26 protein-coding genes, 5 tRNA genes and 1 other RNA gene are annotated in these 19,315 nt (G+C 47.6%); 26 read left to right on the top strand and 6 right to left on the bottom strand.

Going from position 1 to position 19,315, the window contains the following annotated elements; translation table 11 throughout:
- Positions 1–30 precede the first annotated feature (30 nt).
- The 6 genes from KO537_RS00600 to KO537_RS00575 all read right to left on the bottom strand — a co-directional run bounded on the left by KO537_RS00600 (position 31) and on the right by KO537_RS00575 (position 2,082).
- A tRNA-Asn gene (locus KO537_RS00600) sits at positions 31–106 on the bottom strand.
- 50 nt (positions 107–156) lie between these two features.
- Positions 157–232, bottom strand: a tRNA-Asn gene (locus KO537_RS00595).
- A gap of 57 nt (positions 233–289) precedes the next feature.
- Positions 290–365: transfer RNA gene (locus KO537_RS00590), tRNA-Asn, on the bottom strand.
- Between the two features lie 32 nt (positions 366–397).
- Positions 398–473: transfer RNA gene (locus KO537_RS00585), tRNA-Asn, on the bottom strand.
- Between the two features lie 57 nt (positions 474–530).
- Positions 531–606, bottom strand: a tRNA-Asn gene (locus tag KO537_RS00580).
- 732 nt (positions 607–1,338) lie between these two features.
- Positions 1,339–2,082: a S24 family peptidase gene (locus KO537_RS00575; protein WP_219233605.1), complete on the bottom strand. Its 744-nt coding sequence runs from the start codon at positions 2,080–2,082 to the stop codon at positions 1,339–1,341.
- A gap of 289 nt (positions 2,083–2,371) precedes the next feature.
- Here KO537_RS00575 and KO537_RS00570 point away from each other — a divergent pair, with 289 nt between their 5' ends.
- From KO537_RS00570 to KO537_RS00450, 26 genes are all read left to right on the top strand, one after another.
- Positions 2,372–2,599 (top strand): hypothetical protein, encoded by a 228-nt coding sequence (locus KO537_RS00570; protein ID WP_219233604.1) that lies wholly within the window; start codon positions 2,372–2,374, stop codon positions 2,597–2,599.
- Complete coding sequence (locus KO537_RS00565; RefSeq protein ID WP_219233603.1) at positions 2,592–4,808, top strand: DNA-binding protein; 2,217 nt, start codon at positions 2,592–2,594, stop codon at positions 4,806–4,808. The genes KO537_RS00570 and KO537_RS00565 overlap by 8 nt, the downstream gene beginning before the upstream one ends.
- 60 nt (positions 4,809–4,868) lie before the next feature.
- Positions 4,869–5,591 carry an AAA family ATPase gene (locus tag KO537_RS00560; RefSeq protein WP_012089134.1) on the top strand — a complete coding sequence of 241 codons (723 nt, stop codon included), beginning with the start codon at positions 4,869–4,871 and terminating at the stop codon, positions 5,589–5,591.
- A 5-nt stretch (positions 5,592–5,596) separates the two neighbouring features.
- Entirely contained in the window at positions 5,597–6,133 is a 537-nt protein-coding gene (locus tag KO537_RS00555) for a hypothetical protein (protein ID WP_063884364.1), read from the top strand.
- A complete protein-coding gene (locus KO537_RS00550; RefSeq protein WP_012197059.1) occupies positions 6,130–6,645 on the top strand; it encodes a hypothetical protein in 516 nt (171 codons plus the stop codon). Before KO537_RS00555 ends, KO537_RS00550 begins: the two co-directional genes overlap by 4 nt.
- Position 6,646: 1 nt before the next feature.
- Entirely contained in the window at positions 6,647–6,859 is a 213-nt protein-coding gene (locus KO537_RS00545) for a hypothetical protein (protein ID WP_063884365.1), read from the top strand.
- A gap of 1 nt (position 6,860) precedes the next feature.
- Positions 6,861–7,496: a DUF3164 family protein gene (locus tag KO537_RS00540; protein WP_219233602.1), complete on the top strand. Its 636-nt coding sequence runs from the start codon at positions 6,861–6,863 to the stop codon at positions 7,494–7,496.
- Between the two features lie 19 nt (positions 7,497–7,515).
- A complete protein-coding gene (locus tag KO537_RS00535) occupies positions 7,516–7,815 on the top strand; it encodes a hypothetical protein (RefSeq protein ID WP_219233601.1) in 300 nt (99 codons plus the stop codon).
- An 11-nt stretch (positions 7,816–7,826) separates the two neighbouring features.
- An RNA gene (locus KO537_RS00530) (hammerhead ribozyme type II) lies at positions 7,827–7,899 on the top strand.
- 16 nt (positions 7,900–7,915) lie between these two features.
- Positions 7,916–8,137, top strand: a complete 222-nt coding sequence (locus KO537_RS00525; RefSeq protein ID WP_219233600.1) for a hypothetical protein — start codon at positions 7,916–7,918, stop codon at positions 8,135–8,137.
- Positions 8,131–8,751, top strand: coding sequence for a regulatory protein GemA (locus tag KO537_RS00520; protein ID WP_219233599.1), 621 nt, complete (start codon positions 8,131–8,133; stop codon positions 8,749–8,751). The genes KO537_RS00525 and KO537_RS00520 overlap by 7 nt, the downstream gene beginning before the upstream one ends.
- Positions 8,744–9,199 (top strand): Mor transcription activator family protein, encoded by a 456-nt coding sequence (locus KO537_RS00515; protein WP_219233598.1) that lies wholly within the window; start codon positions 8,744–8,746, stop codon positions 9,197–9,199. Before KO537_RS00520 ends, KO537_RS00515 begins: the two co-directional genes overlap by 8 nt.
- A 110-nt stretch (positions 9,200–9,309) precedes the next feature.
- On the top strand, positions 9,310–9,744 hold the full coding sequence (locus KO537_RS00510; RefSeq protein WP_219233597.1) for a DUF4124 domain-containing protein: 435 nt from the start codon (positions 9,310–9,312) through the stop codon (positions 9,742–9,744).
- A gap of 49 nt (positions 9,745–9,793) precedes the next feature.
- The gene (locus KO537_RS00505) at positions 9,794–10,348 is read left to right on the top strand and encodes a Pycsar system effector family protein (protein ID WP_219233596.1); all 555 of its coding nucleotides are present in this window, start codon (positions 9,794–9,796) and stop codon (positions 10,346–10,348) included.
- Entirely contained in the window at positions 10,345–11,730 is a 1,386-nt protein-coding gene (locus KO537_RS00500; protein WP_219233595.1) for an adenylate/guanylate cyclase domain-containing protein, read from the top strand. Before KO537_RS00505 ends, KO537_RS00500 begins: the two co-directional genes overlap by 4 nt.
- A gap of 75 nt (positions 11,731–11,805) precedes the next feature.
- Positions 11,806–12,102, top strand: coding sequence for a hypothetical protein (locus tag KO537_RS00495; RefSeq protein ID WP_219233594.1), 297 nt, complete (start codon positions 11,806–11,808; stop codon positions 12,100–12,102).
- Positions 12,092–12,658, top strand: coding sequence for a lysozyme (locus KO537_RS00490; RefSeq protein WP_219233593.1), 567 nt, complete (start codon positions 12,092–12,094; stop codon positions 12,656–12,658). The genes KO537_RS00495 and KO537_RS00490 overlap by 11 nt, the downstream gene beginning before the upstream one ends.
- Complete coding sequence (locus KO537_RS00485; protein ID WP_219233592.1) at positions 12,655–13,200, top strand: hypothetical protein; 546 nt, start codon at positions 12,655–12,657, stop codon at positions 13,198–13,200. The genes KO537_RS00490 and KO537_RS00485 overlap by 4 nt, the downstream gene beginning before the upstream one ends.
- Before the next feature lie 123 nt (positions 13,201–13,323).
- Entirely contained in the window at positions 13,324–13,548 is a 225-nt protein-coding gene (locus KO537_RS00480; protein ID WP_219233591.1) for a hypothetical protein, read from the top strand.
- Complete coding sequence (locus tag KO537_RS00475) at positions 13,545–13,883, top strand: DUF2730 domain-containing protein (protein ID WP_219233590.1); 339 nt, start codon at positions 13,545–13,547, stop codon at positions 13,881–13,883. The genes KO537_RS00480 and KO537_RS00475 overlap by 4 nt, the downstream gene beginning before the upstream one ends.
- Complete coding sequence (locus KO537_RS00470; protein ID WP_219233589.1) at positions 13,883–14,179, top strand: ArsR family transcriptional regulator; 297 nt, start codon at positions 13,883–13,885, stop codon at positions 14,177–14,179. Before KO537_RS00475 ends, KO537_RS00470 begins: the two co-directional genes overlap by 1 nt.
- 2 nt (positions 14,180–14,181) lie before the next feature.
- Positions 14,182–14,751, top strand: coding sequence for a DUF3486 family protein (locus KO537_RS00465; protein ID WP_012089151.1), 570 nt, complete (start codon positions 14,182–14,184; stop codon positions 14,749–14,751).
- Positions 14,751–16,391 (top strand): hypothetical protein, encoded by a 1,641-nt coding sequence (locus KO537_RS00460; RefSeq protein WP_219233588.1) that lies wholly within the window; start codon positions 14,751–14,753, stop codon positions 16,389–16,391. The genes KO537_RS00465 and KO537_RS00460 overlap by 1 nt, the downstream gene beginning before the upstream one ends.
- Positions 16,391–17,302, top strand: coding sequence for a DUF935 family protein (locus KO537_RS23070; RefSeq protein ID WP_251070985.1), 912 nt, complete (start codon positions 16,391–16,393; stop codon positions 17,300–17,302). The genes KO537_RS00460 and KO537_RS23070 overlap by 1 nt, the downstream gene beginning before the upstream one ends.
- Positions 17,299–18,006: a DUF935 family protein gene (locus KO537_RS23065; protein ID WP_251070984.1), complete on the top strand. Its 708-nt coding sequence runs from the start codon at positions 17,299–17,301 to the stop codon at positions 18,004–18,006. Before KO537_RS23070 ends, KO537_RS23065 begins: the two co-directional genes overlap by 4 nt.
- Positions 17,999–19,306, top strand: coding sequence for a phage minor head protein (locus KO537_RS00450; RefSeq protein ID WP_219233587.1), 1,308 nt, complete (start codon positions 17,999–18,001; stop codon positions 19,304–19,306). Before KO537_RS23065 ends, KO537_RS00450 begins: the two co-directional genes overlap by 8 nt.
- Positions 19,307–19,315 lie beyond the last annotated feature (9 nt).

The following is a 19,315-nucleotide window of genomic DNA, read 5'->3' as shown; positions in this document are numbered from 1 at the left end:
AAAGACACGGGAACAAAACGAAGAATAAATTGGCTCCCCTGACTGGACTTGAACCAGTGACATACGGATTAACAGTCCGCCGTTCTACCGACTGAACTACAGGGGAGTAGAGGGTGCGATATTGCTATCGACTTTACAGAAATAACACTTTTTAAATGGCTCCCCTGACTGGACTTGAACCAGTGACATACGGATTAACAGTCCGCCGTTCTACCGACTGAACTACAGGGGAATTGTTTACAACTTATCTTACTGCTTGTTCTAACTCATTTTTATCATGTGCTTAAAGTGGCTCCCCTGACTGGACTTGAACCAGTGACATACGGATTAACAGTCCGCCGTTCTACCGACTGAACTACAGGGGAATCATTTTAATGCTTCAGCTTGATAATGTAATTGGCTCCCCTGACTGGACTTGAACCAGTGACATACGGATTAACAGTCCGCCGTTCTACCGACTGAACTACAGGGGAATTGTTTACAACTTATCTTACTGCTTGTTCTAACTCATTTTTATCATGTGCTTAAAGTGGCTCCCCTGACTGGACTTGAACCAGTGACATACGGATTAACAGTCCGCCGTTCTACCGACTGAACTACAGGGGAATCGTTTCACACAATCGTAGCGACTCGTTGAGAACGGAGCGCATAGTAAAACGCTCTGTTGGATGAGTCAACTCGAGTTACTAAAAAAAGTGTAATTATGCTGTTAAGTGCTCATCTAATGTGCATCGTGGTGCAGAATTCGACATTTTTCGTAAAAAACCACTTAACAATTCGCAATATAGCCATAATTGAGTCCATCGTTTTTAAGCGGTGATTCTATGAAATTGAAATCATTTGCTAAATAATCGACACCGTTTTCGGTACTTGGTCGAGTCCTTAAGACTCAAACCGCTCAAAAAAGGATCTCAGATGGGGTAATGTGAATTTACTCAGTTCTTTATACCGATAGAAAACGTGGGTTATCTTTTCGCCGTTAAAGTCCGTTTTTCTGTTTTAACAAGTTTGCTGTTGTTGATGGAGGTGTTAATTGAGGCTTTATCGAATTAGCGTGAGCTGTTTTTCAAATGAAGTGATGCACTTCACTATCTGTTGTGGCACCAGATGCGCTACCACAGCTGTAACCAGTCAAATGGATTGACAATAAGTGAGAACAGCCGAGATTAGTTGAAACTAGGCGGGAGGCATTGGTGTACAAGAGTTGTTGGAGTGATGAGTTAAGTCGGAAGTGATTCACTAGGATTGATAAAAACAAAGCCGGAGCATAAACAATGCGCCAGCTTTGAAAAATAATCACAGTTCATCAAGATTGATAAACTCGGAACTGTTAAAGATTTAATCGAGGTTTTTACCCATCCAAACGACTTTGCCAATAATTTGCAGCATTGGCAGTTCCCCCGCAGAGACAATCTGAGATTTATACTCCTTGTTGTCACTGAGTATCTCTATGCCGCCATCAAATAGTTTCTGTAAGCGCTTAGCATAAAGATCGTCGCCCAGGCGTAATACGAAGATACAGCCGTCTTCTAGCGTAGTCTTGCTGATATCAACCAGTAAGCTATCTCCGCTGTGTATAGCGGGCTCCATCGAATTGCCTTTGGCATAGACGACTTTAAGATTCTCAGGCTTTAAACCACGGTATTTAAGCCAGTTCTTTCTAAACGAAAGTCGTCTGCGTACACCAGTCTCATCATTAAACGCACCATGCCCAGTGCTTACCACCACGTCATAGCCTTCAATCAAGAAATACTCTTCATTGAATTGGTCTTGATGGACGTAAACAATACCTTCCTGGGAAATATCATCGAGTTGGCGATTCGGATATTTAGGACCATTCCCAGTTGCAAGCCAACGTATGCTCACGCCAGCCTCTTCTGCTATACGTATTGCCGTATCTAACTTAGGTTCTCCACCTTTGATTAGATTACGTAGGGTGCCTTCAGATACGCCAATTTTAATGGCGAATTCTCTAATACTGTTTTTTCCAATAGCTTCCGAAATGCGGTCAGCAAGAGTGCCGACTTCAGTTGTGGCAGTCGGATCTAAAGTTGGATCTGAATGTAAGGCTTCCGACTTCATTGTTTTCCTCGAACCAAAATCTATTTAATGCTCAAGAGAGCAATAGTCATTACTTAAAAACTACCGAATAAGTAATGGTTTACTGAATATTCAACCGAAACCACATCAATCTTTTACGCATCAAAATAACTTCTGTGCGTAATTTTCTGCGCAAAAAAGCAAAAACCTGTTGATTTGTGTCTAACTCGGATCTATATTCGCAATACGTTACGCAGTGCGTAACGTATTGTAGTTAAACTGCGTTCGTTCGCAATGCGAACGTAATCAAAATATTAGCACGGTAATTCTTATGAAGATAGAAAGCGCTCGTCATATACATGCAGCCTTGCTCGCAAATGGACAAAGCTGCCGTGCGTGGGCGATTACGCATGGATACAACCCAAGGACGGTTCAGAAGTGCGTTCAATGGTTTGCACCTAATACAGGCCGTAAACCTAAACGCTTAAAAGCCATTCAGATCATGGCTGCTTTATCTGAATACCTTGGTGTTGATTTAGTGGGAGAGCACCATGACTAAGGAATGGTTTAGCACTGTAGAAATTGCAGAGCTATTGGATGTCGGGGATAGACGCGTCCGTGATAGGGCAAAACATGAGAACTGGCAAAAGCAAAGGCGACAAGGGCTAGGTGGGGGATTTGAATATCACCTAAATAGTCTGCCCCTTGAGGCTCGTCAGAAGCTGGCAAAGCAGGAAGCGGAGCAGATAGCAAAATCTCCATCGTCCCTAATGCGTGCGGGATCTGCTGTTGCCACACTGCAAATTCCTGCAGTGAGTCAAACAGAAAAAGCCAAGAGTATTCAGCAGTTTATAAATCTACCTGATAAAGCGCAAAAGCGGGCTGATGCAAAGATGCTTATCGTCAATGCCAAGGCAAAATTCTGCATGCCTTACCTTGAGGTGCGTAAGCTCGTTGATGGTGAAAAAGCATTCTGCGAAGCGTATGCCAAACGTTCGATTGCACTACCTGAGTGGGTATTCTCTGTTATTAGCAGCGTTTCAGTTGTCACGATCCGCCGTTGGGAAAACGTATTAACAAAAGAGGGCGTTAGTGCACTCGCTGGTAAATACAAAGTCGAGCGTCCATGTTTATTGAATGACGAGCCCGACTTAGCCGACTTCCTAAAGGGGCTGATCACCGCTAAACCGCATCTGGCGGGCAAGGCAAAGCAGCTTAAAAAGCTAGCCGAGATCTATGCGATAAAAACCGACATGCCTTGGCAGATCCCAAGCATCTCCAGCATTCGCCGATGGGTGAATAAATGGATAAGTCAGAATCAAGCGGCCTTTACTTTCACTACAAACCCTAAAAAATTCAACGATAAATACCGGACTGCGGTTGAGCAAACCTATCCATGGATGGCAGCGCCAAACGATGTATGGGAATTTGACTCAACCCCAGTCGATGCCATGTTGAAAGAAGGGCGACACACCATTATTGCGGTGATCGATTGCTTCACTCGTCGCGTCAAACTGCTTGTTTCGCCCACTTCATCAAGCGAAGGTATTTGCCTTTTAATGCGTAAAACCTTGCTGGCTTGGGGAGTCCCAAACCAAGGCGGCTTAATGCGTACCGATAACGGCAGCGATTATGTCAGCCAGCGAACCACGAGCATCTATCACTTACTCGACTTAGAACAAAGCCGTGCTAACCCATACTCAGGTTGGGAAAAGCCCTTTATCGAACGTTTCTTTAAGACGCTCAGCCATGATCTTATTGAGTTACTGCCAGGCTACATTGGCCATAACGTCAATGATCGCGAGGCTATCGAGGCTCGAAAAGAATTTGCGGTACGCCTTAAAGAGCGCAACAAGAAAGAGAACGAAAAGGCTGATTACGATCTCCGTATGACGCAACCGGAATTACAACAACTTCTTGATAATTGGGTAGATGCCTATTATCACCTCCGCGCACACGATGGCTTAAAGGGTAAAACACCCAATGAAGTCTATCGCGCAGCTCAATATCAAGTGCGGGCGGTCGAACATCCAGAAGCCTTAGATCTCCTGCTTAACCACGTTGGCGAGTACACCATCCTTAAGGGCTTTATTAAAGCGGGAGGATTGCGTTATACGGCTCCTGAAATGTTGGAGCATGAGTGGAAAGGGCAACGAGTCCGTGTATTTCTCGATCCAACAGATGTCGCTCGTGCGTTTATTTACCCGATCAATAATTGGGAAACCCGAATCGAAGCAGTTGATAGTCGTCTTTTAGGTCAAGAGATCAGCCCTGCGGCTTATCGTCAAACCAAAAAAGAAGAAGCTAAGGCGCTGCGTAGTTTCAGGGCCGAAATGAAGCAACTCGCTAAAACGTTCAACATAGGCGAGATCCATCAAACAGTCATCGAGCACTATGCCAAGCAGGCTAAGTCACTAGTCGAGTTTCCAACCCAGCCAATAGCCCACCAAAACCCCAGTTTAATGGCATTAACTGAGGCTGCAGAGCAGCTCGTTAAAACCAATAAGCCTGCTTATAGCGACCAACAAATTGAGCATTTACGCCAGAAGCGTAAAGCGATTGAAGAACGTAAAAACACCATTAATCAACAGCATGCAACCTTAGTGCGTAATGAGCACGAAAAGGCACGTTTGCTTGCCGCTGAATCTCTCAACCGTGAATTAACGCCAAAGGAGGATGCATTCCTAAAGGATTACAAAAAGCACAACAAGTTAGGGGCAAAACGCATTGATGAAATCATGGGCCATAAGCGCAGAGCGACCAACTGAGCACTTATGACCCACAACGGCCATGAAGGCCATAAAACTAAAGCAAATGGAGTATACAAAATGAAAGCAGTGATCGCACCTGTAAAAAATGTCCTGACAGCCCAAGACGCCTTCGACAACCTTTGTACCCGAGGCATAGGTGTACCAGGTCTCGGTTTGTACCATGGCCCAAGTGGCTTTGGTAAAACAACTGCAACCACTTATCTGTTTAACCAAGTGAACGGTATCTATGTTCGGGCTATGGCCACAGACAGTGCCAGTACGCTAATGAACCGCATTGTCGGCGAACTCGGATCGAGCGGCATGTGGCGCATCAATAAGATGGTCGATTTCACTATTGAGCAAATGAGCATGTACGAACGCCCACTGTTTATTGATGAAGCCGACTACCTAATGTCGGACGTTCGTATGCTTGAAACAGTGCGCGATCTCTACGACAACACCGAAGTCCCTGTGATCCTCATTGGTATGGACCAAATCGCCCGCCGTATCAGCACACGCAAACAGTTCTTTAACCGTATTTCAGAGTGGGTTGAGTTTCGACCAGCCGACTTAGATGACGTCATGGTGATGGCCGATTCCCTCTTAGACAACGACATCAAAGTCGAACCTGAACTCCTTGATGAACTGCGTAAAGCCAGCAGTGGTGAGGCTCGTCGCATTGTCATTGGCCTTAATCAAATCGAACGTCTCGCCAAAATGAACGAACTTGATTACGTCACAGCAGAACACTGGGGGGCACAGCCATTCCATGGTGTTCGACGTCCAAGTCTTGTGGGTTAAGCGTTATGGCACAAGTCAAACGTTCAACCCCGTTAAGGCACAGCGCATGGTTGTTTATGTGCTGCTGTCGCAATCGAAAAGTCAGTTTTAGTGCTGAACAAGTTGGCGATGCATCGGGAATGCCCAAGTGCCTCGCGAATCGCTTTTTGCGTGATTTGTATCGAGAAGGGCGCTTAACACTCGAATGGAAAGGGCGTACAGGGCTGACAAACCGCTACTGGTTAAACGATGACAGCCCGTTAAAGCGCCAGTCTCAGTTCGCCAAGATTAAAGCGAATCAGCGGATCTGGAACAGCTGCCGCATCATGCGCAATTTCTCGATTGAAGAAATCATGGTCACAGCTAGGGTGGCGCGCTCAACGGTAAAGCGTTACCTCAATGCTCTGCAACGGGCAGGCTTGATCCGCATCAGAGCTATCGAAGAGGAAATGGTCATTTATCACCTCAACGTTGACTGTGGCGCTTTAGCACCAGAGCTAATCGATGACGGTATTTATGCACCAACCAAATCGAAGTTTTATCCCTATAGAGAGGCGCTATGAACAAGGAAAATTGGTTCCAAGTGCTTGAGTTAAAAGTCAGTGAGAGCAGCCAAGCGCAGATTGCCAGAGAGCTAGGTGTCAGTCCGACCATGCTTAATCAGGTCCTGCTGAACAAATACAAAGGCAATATCGACACCATTAAAAATCGTGTCGAAGGGCGCTACTTACGTCACCACGTACAGTGCCCCGTTGCAGGACAAATCAGCGTTGATACCTGCAAAGACAATCAAGAACGGCCTTTTAGCTCTACCAACCCACAACGCGTCCGACTCTATCGCGCCTGTCGCGGTGGCTGCCCACATTCGCAGTTAAAGCAGTCGGCAGTAACACAGAGGATCGATGTGCAATCCGCGACAGACAGTCGTTACAACGTAGAGGAACAGCTCGCGTTCTGTCGCCGACTCGCCCAGGGCGATCAACTACAGCATATCGAACTACTCGAAAGGGAGTTGCAAAAGGTGGCTAACCGCCTAAATAGCGCCCTTTGGGATAACAAATGGAAAGGTAAATAACATGCAAACAAAAGCTATCAATGTGATTGCCGCCTTAAGGCTTCGTGGGATGAAGGTCGTTAGCCAGCATCGCGGTGTTATCCAAATTGACGTTCCAAGCCGTGATTTTAAACGCATGGCAGTTGAGATTATCGAGAACATAAAAGGCATTCGTCGCCGTTGTATGGCGGTGCAATTTCATGGCGTGACAGTGCGCTGGAATGAGGACAAATAAGATGAACACACAAGAACAAACCCACAACCAAGCTGCTATTCCGCAGGGCTACCGCAAAAACGCGGTAGGCGATTTGGTGCATGAAGATCGTATTAAGCCCGTGGACAAACTGCGCGATGAAGTCGTGCTGGCTATTGTCGGTTCAGCCAAAGAACTGCGTGCACAGATGTTCAACTTTAAGCTGAGGACGATGGCAAAAATTGATGATTTTGCCGAACTATCGGCCAGTGAATATGGCGTTAAGGTCGGTGGCAGTAAGGGCAATATTTTGCTTACTAGCTTTGATGGCAAGTACCAAGTGCGCCGTGCAGTGGGTGAACACCGCGTATTTGATGAGCGCATTCAAACCGCTAAAACCTTGATTGATGACTGCATTAAAAGCTGGAGTGGTGGCGCGGATACTCGCTTGATGGCCATGGTTGAGCATGCCTTTCGGGTAAACCAACAAGGTCGTATCGACGTTAACCAAGTGCTCAGCCTGCGCCAGCTGGATATCGACGATGCCAACTGGAAACAGGCCATGGACGCCATAGCCGACGCGATTCAAATCACAGGCACTAGCCAGTACCTGCGCCTATATGAGCGTCAGCCTAATGGCAAATACACCCAACTACCACTGGATATCAGCACCCTTTAGGGTGGGCAAGGAGCACATCATGACACTCAGTATACAATCGGGCATTCAACACCTATTTGATGACAACCAAGCCGCACTCGATCGGGTGGCGTTTCAATTACGCCAAGCGACCTTACTTGAAGCTAGCTTTGACAATCTGCGCAGCGAACTCAGTGGCCTTGCGGCGGAAAGGCCGCATTACTGCTTGATGATGTGCGCTGCTTTGCTCAATGCACTTAGGGATTTAAGCCAAGAGTTTGCAGGCGAACGCCGCGCTGTGATCGGTTTCTTTATGGAAAAGTCACTCAACAACTTAGGGCTACTAGCAACAGCGGGCTAGAGCCCAAGACCCAGCGAAACACTGGCGGCCTAGGTCGCTAGTGTCTATCCAGCGTAGTGGCTGGGTACTGATGAGCAGCTAACAAAAAGAGCAAAGATGAATGACACCCTATGCTAAACGCTTACTCAAATATGCCATCGCGAACTGCCCAGTTAGGCCCGTTCGTAAGAGGAAAACTAAGGCAGAACTGCTCGCCGATCGTGAGCTTTGGGCTGTTAACTTTTTAAATGCAGCAACACCGAATTGGCAGCAGCTTAAGAGTCAGCCTAAAGCCATCAAGATAGTATCCAGTGCGACAACCGATGAGGATGACGAATGTTAGAAACTAATCAAAAAGTCCCTGTGCATGCTAATGCGCACCCAGTCGCTCACAACAAGAAGCGCCTTATCACTTTAATCAATGTGGCTAAGGGATCATTGCAGCTCGATGAAGCCATCTACCGCGCCATGCTGAAAAATGCCACAGGTAAAGATTCCCTGCGGGCAATGAACTTGCCCGAGCTTGAAAAGGTGTTAGAAGTGTTTAAACAAAAGGGCTTTAAACCCACGTTAAACACCCATAAAAAGCGCCGTTTGAGTCCTGCTGCGGGTAAAAGCAAATTGGCAAGCATAGATAAAATACGTGCCATTTGGATCACCATGGGCCACCACTTAGTTATCCAGGATAACAGTGAATCGGCGCTTGATGCCTATGTGCGTCGCATGACGCTACGCAGCCGCATTACTAATAACCAAACCCAAGGCGTGGACGCCACCGCTTGGATGACAGAACCGCAAGCCTACAAGGTACTTGAAAGCCTTAAAAACTGGCATAAGCGCGTACTTATCGAGCGCATTATTGTCCGTGGTGAGCGGCTAAAGATGAATGAAGCAGGTACACGCCCAGCAAACTATGAAGTGATCGTCGCGCAATACGAGGGGCATGGCCATGAGTAAGCACATCTTAAACGCGGTAAGTATTCCCGAAAACCAGTTAGATTTATTGTCCACCAGCGCCGCCGAGCTGGAACAAGCCCTCGAAACCTTAGCCACGCTTAAGCCCGATGAACGTGAGGACTTCATTCGCCGCTGGCCCTCAACTCTACAAAGCTTGTGCGATGTGATGCGCCAAACCCTAAAGCAATACGATATTGATAACGCGGATAATGTGAGCGAAGCCTTAGCCACTAGTCTAAGCGCCTACCTAGGCGGGCGGGATATCTACATCCCCAATGGTGAGCGCCTCAAGGATGCGCTGCGGGATATCCGCATTTGGCGCGAGTTTAAGGGCAATAATCTTGAGCAGTTAAGCCGCGACTATGGACTCACCGAGCGCCGGATCAGCCAGATAGTGGCAGAGCAAAGAGCAGCATTTGTGGCAAGGAAGCAGAGAAGATTATTTTGAAATCAAATCTATATCACAGGGCTACTATGACGTAGCCCTTTTTATTCGTTCATTTTGACGATAAACTCAACAAAGTTGCAATATATGTTAAACAGTTAGGATGTTGAAGCATGCTTAAATGGATATTACTCACAAGCATCGTGGTGCTGCTAAGCACTCATGTACATGCTGAAATCTACAAATGCGCCAATGACGGTATTGATACCTATAGCCAAACTCCCTGTGCGGAAGATGCACAACCTATCACTATTACTCCACCCGCCAAGTTGCACTCTGGCGAAAATACCGTAAATGAAGATGAGTTAGTATCACAATGCGTTGAAGTGCTTAAGCGTTATGCTGGCTTTAAAGATCCTGACTCGATTAAGGTTGAAGGGCATTTTTTCGATTGGCTTCAAGACGATAGTGGTGCTCGCAGAGTGTTACAGCTAAAGATTAACGCAAAGAATAGTTACGGAGCATACGCAGGTGGAGAGTATCACCCTTGTTTTTTGAACTACAGTGGAACGAAATTGAGTGAACATCAAAGGTTGATATTTAAGTGACTGTTTTAATTTTTGTTTAATCTTAGTAGTGAGAGCGTAAAGAGGAATTATGAAGAAGCAGAGTAATGAATTGCCAAATGATAAAACAGAAGAGTTAAAAAAAGTAACTTTTATGTTTGATGTGATTAAAAGATATGACCATTACATTGGAACAATTAATGTTAAAGCAGGATTACTTTTTTCATTTATTGTTGTGGTAATTTGGAACGTAACAAAATATACAGTCGAAATGACGGCTTCAGGGTGCTTAACCAAGCTTTTGTTTATCTTGACTTTTATTGTTGTTTTGTCAGGTGTTTTATCCACTTACTACTTGCTATTGTCGATTTTCCCTAACTTAAGCAGTAGTTCGAATAAACGGTCTTTAATCTTTTATGGTGATGTAAGTAAAAAATATGCTGATAAGCAAGAATACATCAGAGAAGTTAATGCCGCTTCTGTTGACGATGTTTTAGAAGATTTGGCAGGTCAGGCACATGACTTATCTAATATTCTTTTAGAAAAGTTTTCAAAACAAAAACAAGCAGTTAACTGGTTGAAATTTGTTATGCTACCAAGCTTCTTTACTTATGTTTTTACTATGTTATGGATTGGTGGCGTATGAGAGATAATCAATTTAAACAACTATTTGAGAATGAATTAACTCGTTCAAAATATAAGTACGCTAGTAAAAATGCAGGACGTAATGTTGCTTATAATAGAAATCAACTATTCGAATCAATTAGTGAAGATAGTAAGATTGTAGAAAAAGGAATAATAAAAACTGCGGGACTAGAATCTTTACCTCTTGATATACAAGAGGAATTTATTGCTCAGAAATACATTCGTAATTTATTTGGTAAGGAAGGTGTGAACTGTGCCGAAATTGGTTTTCATCCAGACTTCTCTTCTCTTCAGTATGATGATTCGACTATAAATCAATATATATGTACGATTTTTTTTGATATAAAAGGTTCAACTAGATTATCTTTAGTGTATGAATTGGAAGAGGTTTTTCAGATAAAAAACGCTATTCTTAAGGTTGCTATTGAAACTATCAGAGCTTTTGATGGATACGTTCATAGGTTAATGGGTGACGCTGTAATGGCATTCTTTGGTTCTAGTTCTAAAGCTAAAGAAGATGCAATAATCGATGCTGTTAATAGTTGTGTTACATTAAAAATGTTCATGGAAAAAGGTATTAAGCCAAACTTGAAGGGAAAGGGATTTGATACTTCAGACTTTGGATTTAGAGTTGGATGTGACTTCGGTAAAGATAATGAAGTTTTATGGGGAGCCTATGGATTCGATTCGGTTGGAGAAATTTCACCAACTGGGTTACCCGTTGATATGGCATCAAAACTTCAAGGTTTAGCTGATGATAATTCAGTTATGTTAGGTCAGGGCTTGTTAGATTTTATTGTTTGGCCTGATATATATTCACTGTCAAAATTCTCAGAAGGCGAAGAAGTTAGGTACGTTATACCAAACATTACCGGAAAAGATGATAATTTCCTAAATTATAGAATGAAAATTCTTGATTATGAGAAAATATTAACCTTAAGTGCTTGGCCTATTAAAGAAAAGTCAAACGAAAATACAATTGTTGAGGGTGCTGAGCACGTAGACTTTAAGTGCTATGTAAACGAAAATAATGATAAAAAAGAATATATTTCAGCTTCACGCTGTTTGAATAAAGGCTTAGATTTGGAGTTTTCTGTTTCAGTATCAAAAGCGGCACCATTCATTTTTCCAATTAAACTATCTCTTTATAAACAAAATAACGGCCCATATGTTTCACGAAGTGAGAAAGTGGGAGCAGAAACTGTGTCATTATCAAAAACTATTTATAAATCAATGTCTAGCTTAGTTGGGAACAATGAACCTTACTCATTTTTGGTTCCTGAAAAGACTGCCTATCGAGGCTTGCATACTATGAGATGTGTTCTAGAAGATGCGAATGGCAAAATAGTTTATGAGAATTCCATTGGGGTTTTTATTAACTAATCCCGAAACCTTTCCAATCCGCTGAAAATCCCTAAACCGAGACAATGAACCCATGTTCACTGTCTCGGTTTTTTTATGGCTTTCATTTCACACAACAAGGTTCGCAGCGGCGTTAACAGCATGCCGATTGCGAATGCGCAGCCCAAACGCATTCAAAGCCGAGTCTATCGCCAGTGCGCTAAGGACGGTTTTAATGCCCGCATCAAGGCGGAGTTAGCAGGCGATGTACCCGCCGCCGTACCCTTGTACAGTCACAGCCTCACCCGCCAAAGCTACTTTGCTCAAGGCTGGCAAGCCGTCACCCATCTGGACATTTTAAAAGCGCGTAAACGAGCTAAAGCGCAAGCTATGGCGGTGCCTAATGAACAGTAAACTCAAGGCGATTTTACTGACCGCTGGCTTAAGTTCGGCGGCCATCACTGGCGCACAGCTTACCGATAAATGGGAAGGCAATAGCCTGAGCGTCTATATCGATGCGGTTGGCGTGCTGACCGCCTGTCGTGGCCATACGAGCAAAGACTTGAGGCTTGGGCAAACCTTTACCGAGCAGCAATGCATGGAGATTTTTGCCAAGGATATCGCTCGCGCTGATAAGCAGTTGCTGCAACTTACGGCCCCTGTAGCACTTACTGATAGCGAGCATGCGGCCTATCTGTCGTTTATGCATTGGGCGGGCTATGGCAATTTTGCCAGCTCAACCCTGCGTAAAAAGCTGCTTGTAGGGGATCGTGTGGGTGCCTGCAAGGAGCTAACGCAGGCCTGTTCCACCAATCCTCAAACGGGTGAGCGCGTCTGCAATGGTTGGACCTATGGCACCCGCCTAGGTGTCAAGGTGCGTCTGAATGGGCTGATTAAACGCCGCGCCGAAGAGCAAGCCATTTGCTTAAGCGAACTGGGCCTCTCGCAATCAAAGGGGGGCGCGAAATGAATCCCTCACAAATCATTAGCACTGTGCAGTGGCTATTTTTGTCACTGGCATTAGTCACCATTGGGCTGATGTACCACCAACAGCAGAGCACTAAGAGCCAGCTCACCCAAGCGTTAACTGACAATGCTGCCCTAAAACAGAGTGCAGACACCCTAGCGGTATGGCTACAAGACGCCAACGTTGAACGCATTGCCCTAAAAGACGAAGGCGAAACCCTCGCTCTGCAGGTGCAAACCGTCGAACAGCAAAAGGCCGCGTTAGCTAACCGTAATCAAGACCTTAACCACCAACTGACCCAGCTACTTGAGGACGCCCAGGATGAACAAACACAAGCATGGCGTGTGGCTAGCGTGCCTAACGATGTTGTGCGCGTGTACGACAACGCCGCCCGCTGTGCGTTACGTGCCCACTTACAAGACAGCGTATGTGTTGCCGCCCGAAGCACTGATGCGCGAGTGCAACGTCACTCAGGTACCGCCACAGGAATTGCAGTGCCTGCAAACCCAACAGGTGGTGTGCCTTCGCAACCCTCCGCTCAGTAATCAAGAGTTTGCGGGGCTAATGCTCTCGCTACTCACTGACCTTGGGCAATGCAACCTCGACTGGCAAGCCCTGCACGATTGGCGGCAACGCCATCAAACAGACCAAACAAAATAAGGAACCCCATGGACGAAACCGATTGGGCTAGCAATATGGAAACCCGCGAGCGAGCTGCCTGTGTTGATGCAGTAAGGGATGCCGCCAGGCACAAACAACACCGCCAAGGCAATGCCATCTGTATTGATTGCTTAGAGCCTAATGAGCCGCAGCGGCTTAACGAGTTGCGCTGTATCAGTTGCCAACAGGATGAAGATAAGCGCCAAAAGCAGCGCTATGGGAAGCGTTTATGATCGAATCGCTATTTGAAGATTTCGGTAAGTATTGGGGCTTCATTGGCAGCGTGATTAGCGTTTTCTGTGCACTACTGATGGCGTGGTTTAGCACGCGATTTACCCCACGGATTGAGCATGAAAAAGTGATCCAAAAGGTGGCTGAAATCGACAAGCGCCTTAGCGAAACTGAAATGCAATTGGAGTACATGCCGACCCGTGACGAACTGCATGCGCTCGATAAAACCCTCACAGGTTTAGGTGAGCGCTTTGGCGCAATGGAACAAGGCATTAGGCGCTTAGAAACCAAGACCGACATGCTTCTCGAAAACGAACTGAAAGGAGGCCACCAATAATGGCGATGCAGCAAATTATCAATGAGCACCAACGCCTTGTGGTGCTTCGATTACTGACCGAGGCGGGAGCCTTCGCACTCAATGAGTCCATCTTACAAGATGGCTTAAATGCCTACGGCCTCGACATTAGCCGCGATGCTTTACTGGTGCAGCTCGCTTGGCTTAACGAGCAAGGGCTGATTAAAACCGAACTGGTTGGCAAAGTGACTACGGCCACGCTAACAGGTCGTGGCCAAGATGTGGCGACAGGCCGCGCGATTGTGCCAGGGGTTAAACGTCCACGGGCGGGAGAATAGCCATGGCAAGTGAAACCCGAGGCCGACGCTCTAAAGTCGATTTGCTGCCCGATCCTATCCGCAAAAAGCTCGATGCGGGGCTGCGTAATGGCTCGATTCAGCAGATTGATTTGCTCGATGAAATCAATGCGCTGATTAAAGCCGCAGGCTTACCTGAGGAAAACCAGCTTTCCCGCGCGGGCATTAACCGCTATGCCACCAAGATGGAGGCCGTGGGTAAATCCCTGCGTGAAATGCGTGAGATCACCCAAGTGTGGACTGCAGAGCTAGGCGATAAACCGACTGGCGAAGTCACCAAGCTTATCCTCGAAATGGCGCGTTCGCAGCTGTTTAAAGCCCTATTAAACCAAGATGAAACGGGCGAAGGTGCCGACGTTGGCATGATTAAAGACGCCATGTTAGCAGTGCAGCGTTTGGAGTCTGCTGCCATGGCCAGCCATAAGCGCGAGAAAGAGATCCGCACCGCGTTCGCGGCCGAAGCGGCTAATGCCGCCGAGAAGGTCGCGAAAACCGCAGGCTTAACCAGTGATGCCGTGGCCTTGCTTAAACGTGAAATCTTGGGGATTGCCTGATGACCATTAAGAAAAAGGTATTAGCAGCCGCGACTGCGGTAGCGCTAGCCATCACGCCAACGGCAAGCAGCTTTGATCCCACGTATGAGGCAAGTTGCCTAAGTCGCTTTGATCCTAAAGAGGTGCTGCTCGGTTATCAGAAACGCTGGATAGCCGACGAGTCACCGCTGAAAATTGCCGAAAAGTCGCGTCGAACTGGACTCACTTGGGCTGAGGCCGCCGATGCTTCTCTTACCGCAGGTGCTGCCCGTGGCCAAGGCGGTACTAACCATTTTTATGTGGGCAGTAACAAGGAGATGGCGCGGGAATTTATCGACGCTGCGGCCATGTGGGCCAAAGTATTTGATAAGGCCGCAGGCGAAATCCAAGAAGAAGTGTTTGTTGATGAAGGCCAAGACGGTAAAGAGATCCTGACCTTTGCCATTTACTTTGCCTCAGGTTTTAAGGTGCAGGCGCTATCGAGTAATCCCTCAAACCTGCGCGGTATGCAAGGAAATGTGACCATAGACGAAGCGGCGTTCCACGAACGCTTGGCCGAAGTACTAAAAGCGGCATTGGCGCTGACCATGTGGGGCGCGAAGGTACGCTTGATCTCCACCCATAACGGCATTGATAACCAGTTCAATGAGCTGATTAATGATTCCCGTGCGGGTAAAAAAGATTACTCCATTCACCGCGTCACCTTGGATGATGCCTGTAATGAGGGGCTGTATAAGCGTATTTGCCAAGTGCGCGGCATCGAATGGAGCCAAGCGGCCGAGGATGGCTGGAAAGCGAAATTACTCAAAGCCACTGCCACTGAAGAGGACGCGTTAGAAGAATACTTTTGCGTGCCTAAATCGGGCGGTGGTGCTTATCTTAACCGCGCGTTAATCGAAGCCCGCATGGCCAGCGTGACGAATAGCGGCCCCGTTATTCGCCTTAAAAAAGACGATGCTTTTGGACAATGGCCAGAGAGTTTACGGGCGGCGGAGATCCTTAAGTGGTGTGAGGATGAACTAAAGCCGGTTCTCGATAGCTTAGACCCTGCACGCCCCCATTGCTTTGGTGAAGACTTTGCCCGTAGTGGTGACTTAACTGTGATTGATGTGGGTGAAATAGCCCAAGATCTCCACATTAAAACCAAGTTACAGGTCGAGCTAAAAAACATTCCCTTTCGCCAGCAAGAGCAGATCCTGTTTTACATTGTGGACCGCTTGCCACGGCTGAGGGGCGGCGCGATGGATGCGCGCGGTAATGGCCAAGCCTTAGCAGAATACGCCCAGGATAAATACGGCAGTGAAGTGATCGCCTGCGTGATGCTATCTGAGTCCTTTTACCGCGAACAAATGCCACGCTTTAAAAGCCATTTTGAAGATGGGCTTATCACTATTCCAAGGGACGATGACACCAGTACTGACCTGCGGGCCTTAAGTATTAACCGTCGAGGTACGCCATGCCTTGGCGATGTGCGTACAGGCCAAGAAAAAGAACGCCATGGTGATGCCGCGATTAGCCTGTTCTTGATGGTATACGCCTCCACCTTAGACGGTGCCCCCATAGAGTTCACCCCCATTCCTAGGAGTGATCACCGCAATCCGAATGCCCATGCAAGTGCCCATGAGGATGATGATCATCAAACGCAGCGAGGTTGCTGGTAATGCAAGAAAAAACAACTGAATCACGTATTTTGGACGCCAGTGGTCGGCCGTTTAAACAGCGTGAAGCCAAAGCACTGCAGACCGACGATGTGCGTTTAATTGGCTTGCAACGTACCTTTAGCCAGCACCCAAGTAGCGGCTTGACGCCCGCCAGTGCGGCTAATATTTTGCAGGCCGCCGAGCAAGGCGATCTCATTGCCCAATGTGAACTGGCTGAAGATATCGAAGAGAAAGACGGCCACCTTTATGCCGAGTTAGACAAGCGCAAACGGGCACTGATCGGCGTGGACTATTACTTAGTGCCACCCCGTAACCCGACGCCACAGGAAAAGGCCGACACTGAATATCTGCAAGAAATGCTCGAAGAAGGTAACTGGATAAAGGCGCTCATTAAGTCAATGAGCGATGCCATTCTCAAGGGTTTTAGCATGCACGAGTTAGCCTGGACGCGAGAGCTAGGCGAATGGTTTATTGAAGTGCCAGAGTATCGCGATCCGTCTTGGTTTATGACTCACCCTGAGCGCCGCAACGAACTGCGCCTGCGTGATGCCACGGTCAATGGCTCTGACCTGTGGCCCTTTGGTTGGATCAAACATATTCACCCTGCCAAGTCGGGCTATGTTAGCCGCAGTGGTTTAGTGCGTCAGTTAATCTGGCCCTTTATTTTTAAAAACTACAGTGTGCGCGACTTAGCCGAGTTCCTGGAGATCTACGGTTTGCCGCTGCGTATTGGTCAGTATCCAGCGGGGGCCAGCGATGAGGAAAAGCGCGCCCTGTTAAATGCTGTGATGAGTATTGGTCATAACGCAGGTGGCATTATGCCCAAGGGCATGGTGATGGATTTCGAGAGTGCCGCCACAGGTCAAGCAGATCCCTTTGATTTGATGATTAGCTGGGCTGAAAGACCATGAGCAAGGTGATTTTAGGCGGCACCTTGACCAGCCAAGCCGATGGTAAAAGCTCAACTAATGCGCTCGGTAACGTGCATAACGAAGTGCGCCAAGAGCTGCGTGATGCTGACCTGGCGCGAATTGCCGAAACCTTAACCCGCGACTTAGTGGCCCCTTTGTATGCGCTCAACTGCAAGAGCTATCAAAGCCATCGTCGCCATCCACGTTTAGTGTTTGATACCACAGAAGCCGAAGACTTACGTGCCTTGGCTTATCCGCTTCGGGCGTTCGTCAGTATGGGCATGCAGATCCCACAAAACTGGCTGCATGAAAAGACCCGTATCCCTAAGCCTGCCAATGGTGAAGCCGTGCTGGTGATCCAACAGGACGACCCCAATGCCAGCGCAGCAGGCGGTAATGACAATCAGCAGACTGCCTTGGCCGCGCTTTCAGCGAAAGAGGGGGCCGCTAAGCAACCGGATGCCTCGTTAAATGAACCGAGCCAAACCGCTTTAGATAAGGCGCTCGATGCACTCACCCAAGGGCAAATGAGCGAAGCCTATATGGCGATGGTAGAGCCATTACTGGCACAACTGCAGAGCGAGCCGGAGCTGCTGCGGGCGCAACTGGAAAAGGACTATCCCGCCATGGATACCGACCAGCTTACCGAAACACTCGCGCGGTTAATGTTTGTGGCCGAACTATGGGGAATGGCCAATGCCTGAAGCCGTTGATTTAAGCATTGCCATTAACCAAGCCCCTGCCGATGCAGTGGCTTATTTTCGTGCCAAGGGTTTTGCCATCAGTGACGATTGGCAAGATGTCTGGACGCGCGCCCATGCCCGAGCCTTTACTGTGGCCAAGGCGGCACAGATGGATGTGCTCACGGCGATCCGTAATGAAGTGGATGCAGCCCTAAGCCAAGGGTTAACCGCTAAGCAGTTTCAGGCAAACCTTAAACCTCAACTCGAAAAGCTCGGGTGGTGGGGAAAAAAGGAAGTCGATGGCCGCGAGGTACAGCTGGGGAGTCCCTACCGCTTAAACACTATCTATCGTCAAAACCTGCAAACCGCTTACATGGCTGGGCGCTATCGGCGCATGTTATCGCGCAGCAAAATCCATCCCTATTGGCAGTATGTGGCGATAGATGACGGCCAAACACGGCCAGCCCATGCGCGGCTTAGGGGTAAAGTGTTCCGCTTTGACGATCCAATATGGGACATCATCTATCCTCCCAATGGATGGGGCTGTCGTTGCCGCGTTCGGGCGCTCACCGAGGCGCAAGTGAAGGCGATGGGGATCACTGTGGAAAATGGTGAAGGTTATATCCAGCGCTTTGACACTGAGACAGTCGCGCGCGGAACGGGTGAAGTGTTAACCGTGCCCCATGCGCGTATCGATCTGCCCGATGGCAGCAGCATGAGCCCCGATTTAGGCTGGGCCTATAGTCCAGGCGAAGCCGCCTTTGGTACCGACGTGGCCGTCGCTAAAAAGCTTGGCACTATTCAATCCCTCGATACCCGCGCGCAGTTTATTCAAGCACTCAACAATAGCCCACTGCGCCACGCCCAGTTTGCCCAATGGACGGATGAAGTCCTTGCCAAACCAGAGCCGCAGAAACGCCTAGGCTCAAGTCAGCAGGCGTTAGGCTTTATAACGCCATCAATCCAAGCCGCAGTTACAGCACGTTTAGGCCGCGAGCCTAGCGCATTGCTCGCTATAACTGAGCGGCAACTCAGTACAGCGCAAGCCTCGGTGACGGCTAACCAGTTACAGCAATTACCGCTGATGCTGGCTAAGCCCGAGGCCGTGTTATGGGATAAGGATAATCAAACCTTGCTCTATGTGTATCCAATGGAAGGGCAAGCAGGTGATGAACCTGCGAGCAATAGCAAATTACTTATCGCAAGCCACTGGTCATTACAGCGCACACCTAATGATGGCCAAGTGGAAGTGCTTAAGTCATCGCTAGCTGAATTACAACAAGCCCAATACCAAGTGCTTGAAGGCCATTTAAAAGGGTAGGGATGTGTT

This window comes from Shewanella sp. NKUCC01_JLK (genome assembly GCF_019345615.1).
In the GTDB taxonomy this organism is placed as follows: Bacteria; Pseudomonadota; Gammaproteobacteria; order Enterobacterales; family Shewanellaceae; genus Shewanella; species Shewanella oncorhynchi.
Note: the sequence above shows the minus strand (reverse complement) of the source record. Positions and strands in the feature narration are given on the sequence as shown.